This window comes from Microcoleus sp. S13_B4 (genome assembly GCF_036700885.1).
In the GTDB taxonomy this organism is placed as follows: Bacteria; Cyanobacteriota; Cyanobacteriia; order Cyanobacteriales; family Microcoleaceae; genus Microcoleus.
On the sequence record NZ_JAUBPU010000150.1, the window covers coordinates 1 to 1,318 of the forward strand.

The 1,318-nt window shown below is 39.2% G+C and carries 1 protein-coding gene; it reads left to right on the forward strand.

What is annotated here, in order from left to right:
- Nucleotides 1-88: 88 nt before the first annotated feature.
- Nucleotides 89-1,288: an ISAzo13 family transposase gene (locus tag QT994_RS27650; protein ID WP_333180327.1), complete on the forward strand. Its 1,200-nt coding sequence runs from the start codon at nt 89-91 to the stop codon at nt 1,286-1,288.
- Nucleotides 1,289-1,318: the final 30 nt, after the last annotated feature.

The following is a 1,318-nucleotide window of genomic DNA, read 5'->3' on the forward strand; positions in this document are numbered from 1 at the left end:
GAGTAATCCAAGAAATAAATGATCCAAAATGCTGGGATACTGGAGAAATAATCAGCGTGCCATCTGTTCTATGTTTCCAGAATCTCTTATCCAACTCACCGACAGCCTTAAATCCCTTTACATCAACACATCTAAGAAATTAAAAGGAAGTGATAGACGGCAATTTATGGCAGAAGTAGTTAAAGGTTTGGGACGAGGAGGACAAATAATCGCAGAAAGAGAATTAGGTTGGAATAGACGTACCATTCGTAAAGGGATGCAGGAATTAGAGCATGGAATGTCGATTGCTGATTCGTTCAGACTTAGGGGACGCAAGCGTATTGAAGAGAAGTTACCAAATTTACTGTCGGATATAGTATCAATTGTAGACCCGCAGAGTCAAACAGACCCAACCTTTAATAGTATTAAACTATACACTCGTCTTTCGGCAGCCGAGGTTCGTCATCAACTGATTGAACTCAAAGGATACCAGGATGAAGAACTGCCTTCTATTGAGGTTATTCGACAACGATTAAACCAATTGGGTTATGGCTTAAAGCGGGTTACTAAAACCAAGCCAATAAAAGAGATACCAGAAACAGGAGCTATTTTTAAAGAGGTTAATCGTATAAATAAGGAAGCTGATGATGACCCAACAACATTAAGGATTTCTATAGATGCGAAGGTTGGGATAAAAGTTGGGGAATTCGATAGAGGTGGAAAAACTCGTGTCACTACTGTTGCATTGGATCATGACTTTTCAGATTGTTCAACTTTAACTCCCTACGGCATTTTCTTGCCTCAAGAAGGTGAACTATTTTTATTCTTCGTTCAGTCCAAAGTGACTGCTGATTGTATTGTTGACCTAATTGAAAATTGGTGGTTGGCAGTGACAGAGCGCTTCTCTCACATCCATAAAATAGTTATTAACCAAGATAATGGACCCGACAATAGCTCTCGGCGAACTCAATTTATGTTTCGTATTCTTGAATTTGCCTACAAGTTCCAACTTACAATCCAATTAGCTTACTATCCACCTTACCACAGCAAATACAACCCTATTGAAAGAGCTTTTGGGTGGCTCGAACAACATTGGAGTGGTAGCCTGCTAGAGAGTGTTGATACCGTACTCAAGTTTGCTTCGACTCTAACTTTTAAGGGCAAAAATCCTACGGTTACTTTGATTGATAGGGTTTACCATACAGGAGTCAAGTTGACTGAAGAGGCAATGGCGGAAGTTGAAAAGAAAATTCAGCGTTTACCAAACTTGAAAAAATGGTTTGTTGAAATCTTTTGTAACTCGGCTTGATTTTGGATCATTTATTTCTTGCAACACTCT